This is a genomic window from Neisseria sicca 4320 (assembly GCF_000193735.1).
GTDB lineage: Bacteria > Pseudomonadota > Gammaproteobacteria > Burkholderiales > Neisseriaceae > Neisseria > Neisseria sicca_E.
Window position 1 is genome coordinate 1 of sequence record NZ_AEPF01000071.1, and the last position, 6,250, is coordinate 6,250.

Sequence of the window (6,250 nt, forward strand, 5' to 3'; positions counted from 1 at the left end):
TTTTTAGCTTTTGGGTTTGCAGGTGCGGGCGCGACGGTTGCTTCGGCCTTCAGTTTGGAGAAGATACCCTCGCCGATGCCTTTGACGTTTTTAAGCTCCTCGACCGATTTGAAGGCACCGTGCTGCTGGCGGTAGTCCGCAATGGCTTTCGCTTTGGCCGGACCGATGCCGGGCAGGGCTTCCAATTCGGACGGCGAAGCGGTATTGATGTTGACGGCGGCCAGCGACAGTGAGGCAGTCAGAACGGAGAGTGCGGCAAAGAGGAATTTTTTCATAAGGACGTTTTCCTATCGTTTCGTTAATATGGACGGCAACGCCGGAATGCGTTACCACTATATATCTTATTATCATATACTTTCCATTATTTCAACTCAAACAATTTCAAATATTTCCAACCTTACTATCTCCAAATGTATTGATTCTGCAACATCTGCCAGCCCGCCTCAATTTCGGAGCGGGCCCGCCCGCATCATCAAACGTCCATCCTTCTGCAACCGGAGCATTCGGAGTACTAATCCATTTTGCCCACCGCCGCCAGCAAGGCAGGGATGTCCGGTTCGCCGAACCTGTCAACAATAAAAAGTAAAGCCCCCGACATCTGTCGGGGGCTCGGAATAGGTGTTTGGCAGTGACCTACTTTCGCATGGAAGAACCACACTATCATCGGCGCTGAGTCGTTTCACGGTCCTGTTCGGTATGGGAAGGCGTGGGACCAACTCGCTATGGCCGCCAAACTTAAACTGTACAAATCGGTAAAGCCTTAATCAATATATTTGGTGATGACTGAATCAGTCAGTAAGCATTTATCTTTGAAGTTCTTCAAATGATAGAGTCAAGCCTCACGAGCAATTAGTATGGGTTAGCTTCACGCGTTACCGCGCTTCCACACCCCACCTATCAACGTCCTGGTCTCGAACGACTCTTTAGTGCGGTTAAACCGCAAGGGAAGTCTTATCTTCAGGCAAGTTTCGCGCTTAGATGCTTTCAGCGCTTATCTCTTCCGAACTTAGCTACCCGGCTATGCAACTGGCGTTACAACCGGTACACCAGAGGTTCGTCCACTCCGGTCCTCTCGTACTAGGAGCAGCCCCCGTCAAACTTCCAACGCCCACTGCAGATAGGGACCAAACTGTCTCACGACGTTTTAAACCCAGCTCACGTACCACTTTAAATGGCGAACAGCCATACCCTTGGGACCGACTACAGCCCCAGGATGTGATGAGCCGACATCGAGGTGCCAAACTCCGCCGTCGATATGAACTCTTGGGCGGAATCAGCCTGTTATCCCCGGAGTACCTTTTATCCGTTGAGCGATGGCCCTTCCATACAGAACCACCGGATCACTATGTCCTGCTTTCGCACCTGCTCGATTTGTCGGTCTCGCAGTTAAGCTACCTTTTGCCATTGCACTATCAGTCCGATTTCCGACCGGACCTAGGTAACCTTCGAACTCCTCCGTTACTCTTTGGGAGGAGACCGCCCCAGTCAAACTGCCTACCATGCACGGTCCCCGACCCGGATTACGGGCCTGGGTTAGAACCTCAAAGACACCAGGGTGGTATTTCAAGGACGGCTCCACAGAGACTGGCGTCTCTGCTTCAAAGCCTCCCACCTATCCTACACAAGTGACTTCAAAGTCCAATGCAAAGCTACAGTAAAGGTTCACGGGGTCTTTCCGTCTAGCAGCGGGTAGATTGCATCTTCACAACCACTTCAACTTCGCTGAGTCTCGGGAGGAGACAGTGTGGCCATCGTTACGCCATTCGTGCGGGTCGGAACTTACCCGACAAGGAATTTCGCTACCTTAGGACCGTTATAGTTACGGCCGCCGTTTACTGGGGCTTCGATCCGATGCTCTCACATCTTCAATTAACCTTCCAGCACCGGGCAGGCGTCACACCCTATACGTCCACTTTCGTGTTAGCAGAGTGCTGTGTTTTTAATAAACAGTCGCAGCCACCTATTCTCTGCGACCCTCCGGGGCTTACGGAGCAAGTCCTTAACCTTAGAGGGCATACCTTCTCCCGAAGTTACGGTATCAATTTGCCGAGTTCCTTCTCCCGAGTTCTCTCAAGCGCCTTAGAATTCTCATCCTGCCCACCTGTGTCGGTTTGCGGTACGGTTCAATTCAAACTGAAGCTTAGTGGCTTTTCCTGGAAGCGTGGTATCGGTTACTTCATGTCCGTAGACACTCGTCGTCACTTCTCGGTGTTAAAAAGACCCGGATTTGCCTAAGTCTTCCACCTACCGGCTTAAACAAGCTATTCCAACAGCTTGCTAACCTAACCTTCTCCGTCCCCACATCGCATTTGAATCAAGTACAGGAATATTAACCTGTTTCCCATCGACTACGCATTTCTGCCTCGCCTTAGGGGCCGACTCACCCTACGCCGATGAACGTTGCGTAGGAAACCTTGGGCTTTCGGCGAGCGGGCTTTTCACCCGCTTTATCGCTACTCATGTCAACATTCGCACTTCTGATACCTCCAGCACACTTTACAATGCACCTTCATCGGCCTACAGAACGCTCCCCTACCATGCCAGTAAACTGGCATCCGCAGCTTCGGTTATAGATTTGAGCCCCGTTACATCTTCCGCGCAGGACGACTCGACCAGTGAGCTATTACGCTTTCTTTAAATGATGGCTGCTTCTAAGCCAACATCCTGGCTGTCTGGGCCTTCCCACTTCGTTTACCACTTAATCTATCATTTGGGACCTTAGCTGGCGGTCTGGGTTGTTTCCCTCTTGACAACGGACGTTAGCACCCGCTGTCTGTCTCCCGAGGAACCACTTGATGGTATTCTTAGTTTGCCATGGGTTGGTAAGTTGCAATAACCCCCTAGCCATAACAGTGCTTTACCCCCATCAGTGTCTTGCTCGAGGCACTACCTAAATAGTTTTCGGGGAGAACCAGCTATCTCCGAGTTTGTTTAGCCTTTCACCCCTATCCACAGCTCATCCCCGCATTTTGCAACATGCGTGGGTTCGGTCCTCCAGTACCTGTTACGGCACCTTCAACCTGGCCATGGATAGATCACTCGGTTTCGGGTCTACACCCAGCAACTGTTCGCCCTATTAAGACTCGGTTTCCCTACGCCTCCCCTATTCGGTTAAGCTCGCTACTGAATGTAAGTCGTTGACCCATTATACAAAAGGTACGCAGTCACACCACAAGGGTGCTCCCACTGTTTGTATGCATCAGGTTTCAGGTTCTATTTCACTCCCCTCCCGGGGTTCTTTTCGCCTTTCCCTCACGGTACTGGTTCACTATCGGTCGATGATGAGTATTTAGCCTTGGAGGATGGTCCCCCCATATTCAGACAGGATTTCACGTGTCCCGCCCTACTTTTTGTACGCTTAGTACCACTATTGAGATTTCGAATACGGGACTATCACCCACTATGGTCAAGCTTCCCAGCTTGTTCTTCTATCTCGACAGTTATTACGTACAGGCTCCTCCGCGTTCGCTCGCCACTACTTGCGGAATCTCGGTTGATTTCTTTTCCTCCGGGTACTTAGATGGTTCAGTTCTCCGGGTTCGCTTCTCTAAGTCTATGTATTCAACTTAGGATACTGCACAGAATGCAGTGGGTTTCCCCATTCGGACATCGCGGGATCATAGCTTTATTGCCAGCTCCCCCACGCTTTTCGCAGGCTTACACGTCCTTCATCGCCTATCATCGCCAAGGCATCCACCTGATGCACTTATTCACTTGACTCTATCATTTCAAGAACTTCTCTGACTTTGCCTGATATTCCGTTGACAAGAACATCAAACTTGAATTTCCTACTTTGATAAAGCTTACTGCTTGTTGTGTCTTAATCCCGCCTTTTGTCTTTCGGGATTAAGTCGATACAATCATCACCCAAATACTGTTCCTGTTTTTCTTTTCCTATTTAGGAGATAACTGACCATTTGCAATTAGTCAATCATCGAAAACAGACACATTGTCTTTGTTTGTTGATTTCGGCTTTCCAATTTGTTAAAGATCGATGCGTTCAATATTGCTATTTACTTCGCAAATCAAAATGAGCTGATTATTATAGCAGCCTTTCTTTTCCCGTCAAACTGATTCGTCAGCAGACTTCTCTTTAGAAAAAAAGAAAGCAGTTACACTGCTTTTTTAACTCGCTTTGATTTGGAAAGTATTGGTGGAGGCAAACGGGATCGAACCGATGACCCCCTGCTTGCAAAGCAGGTGCTCTACCAACTGAGCTATGCCCCCGTTCTTGGTGGGTCTGGGAGGACTTGAACCTCCGACCCCACGCTTATCAAGCGTGTGCTCTAACCAGCTGAGCTACAAACCCGGATTCTCTTCTTAAGCGAATCTTGTCTTCACTCAAGCATTCTTCCGCATCTTCTACAGTTTACCGATAAGTGTGAATGCGACAGCCTCTTCTTTCTCTAGAAAGGAGGTGATCCAGCCGCAGGTTCCCCTACGGCTACCTTGTTACGACTTCACCCCAGTCATGAAGCATACCGTGGTAAGCGGGCTCCTTGCGGTTACCCTACCTACTTCTGGTATCCCCCACTCCCATGGTGTGACGGGCGGTGTGTACAAGACCCGGGAACGTATTCACCGCAGTATGCTGACCTGCGATTACTAGCGATTCCGACTTCATGCACTCGAGTTGCAGAGTGCAATCCGGACTACGATCGGTTTTGTGAGATTGGCTCCACCTCGCGGCTTGGCTACCCTCTGTACCGACCATTGTATGACGTGTGAAGCCCTGGTCATAAGGGCCATGAGGACTTGACGTCATCCCCACCTTCCTCCGGCTTGTCACCGGCAGTCTCATTAGAGTGCCCAACTTAATGATGGCAACTAATGACAAGGGTTGCGCTCGTTGCGGGACTTAACCCAACATCTCACGACACGAGCTGACGACAGCCATGCAGCACCTGTGTTACGGCTCCCGAAGGCACCCCTCCGTCTCTGGAGGGTTCCGTACATGTCAAGACCAGGTAAGGTTCTTCGCGTTGCATCGAATTAATCCACATCATCCACCGCTTGTGCGGGTCCCCGTCAATTCCTTTGAGTTTTAATCTTGCGACCGTACTCCCCAGGCGGTCGATTTCACGCGTTAGCTTCGCTACTAAGCAGTCAAGCTGCCCAACAGCTAATCGACATCGTTTAGGGCGTGGACTACCAGGGTATCTAATCCTGTTTGCTACCCACGCTTTCGGGCATGAACGTCAGTGCTATCCCAGGAGGCTGCCTTCGCCATCGGTATTCCTCCACATCTCTACGCATTTCACTGCTACACGTGGAATTCTACCTCCCTCTGACACACTCTAGTCACCCAGTTCAGAACGCAGTTCCCAGGTTGAGCCCGGGGATTTCACATCCTGCTTAAGTAACCGTCTGCGCCCGCTTTACGCCCAGTAATTCCGATTAACGCTCGCACCCTACGTATTACCGCGGCTGCTGGCACGTAGTTAGCCGGTGCTTATTCTTCAGGTACCGTCATCAGACAGGGGTATTAACCCTATCTTTTTCTTCCCTGACAAAAGTCCTTTACAACCCGAAGGCCTTCTTCAGACACGCGGCATGGCTGGATCAGGCTTGCGCCCATTGTCCAAAATTCCCCACTGCTGCCTCCCGTAGGAGTCTGGGCCGTGTCTCAGTCCCAGTGTGGCGGATCATCCTCTCAGACCCGCTACTGATCGTCGCCTTGGTAGGCCTTTACCCCACCAACCAGCTAATCAGATATCGGCCGCTCAAACAGCGCAAGGCCAAATGGTCCCCTGCTTTCTTCCTCAGAAAATATGCGGTATTAGCTAATCTTTCGATTAGTTATCCCCCACTGCTCGGTACGTTCCGATATGTTACTCACCCGTTCGCCACTCGCCACCCAAGAAGCAAGCTTCTCTGTGCTGCCGTCCGACTTGCATGTGTAAAGCATGCCGCCAGCGTTCAATCTGAGCCAGGATCAAACTCTTATGTTCAATCTCTAACTTTTTAACTTCTGGTCTGCTTCAAAGAAACCGACAGGACAATGTCTAAAACATCATCTTGTCTGTCTTTCAAACAGTGTGAGGCTGTCGCACTCACACTTATCGGTAATCTGTTTTGTTAAAGAGCGAAAACGAATTATAAAGCATTTCAAATCATTGTCAATCAAAACTTTTCACAAAACCTCGAAAAGTCAGACCAACTGTGATATACTTATCAGTTCGTTCAACCGCCGCCGAAGCAGCGAAGAACCGAACTATACCCCCACCACCAAAAACCGTCAACTCCCAAA

The 6,250-nt window shown here is 50.1% G+C and carries 1 protein-coding gene, 2 tRNA genes and 3 rRNA genes; all 6 read right to left on the bottom strand.

The window, feature by feature from the left end:
- The coding region (locus NSCA4_RS0107215; RefSeq protein ID WP_016687513.1) for a ComEA family DNA-binding protein at positions 1–275 on the bottom strand (275 nt) is incomplete at its 3' end.
- A gap of 345 nt (positions 276–620) precedes the next feature.
- Positions 621–734 (bottom strand): 5S ribosomal RNA (gene rrf, locus NSCA4_RS0107220).
- Positions 735–828: 94 nt separating this feature from the next.
- Positions 829–3,720 (bottom strand): 23S ribosomal RNA (locus NSCA4_RS0107225).
- A gap of 431 nt (positions 3,721–4,151) precedes the next feature.
- Positions 4,152–4,227 (bottom strand) — tRNA-Ala (locus NSCA4_RS0107230).
- A 5-nt stretch (positions 4,228–4,232) separates the two neighbouring features.
- A tRNA-Ile gene (locus NSCA4_RS0107235) sits at positions 4,233–4,309 on the bottom strand.
- 101 nt (positions 4,310–4,410) lie between these two features.
- Positions 4,411–5,951: ribosomal RNA gene (locus NSCA4_RS0107240) — 16S ribosomal RNA — on the bottom strand.
- The 16S, 23S and 5S rRNA genes sit together here with 2 tRNA genes alongside, the layout of an rRNA operon.
- Between the last annotated feature and the right edge of the window lie 299 nt (positions 5,952–6,250).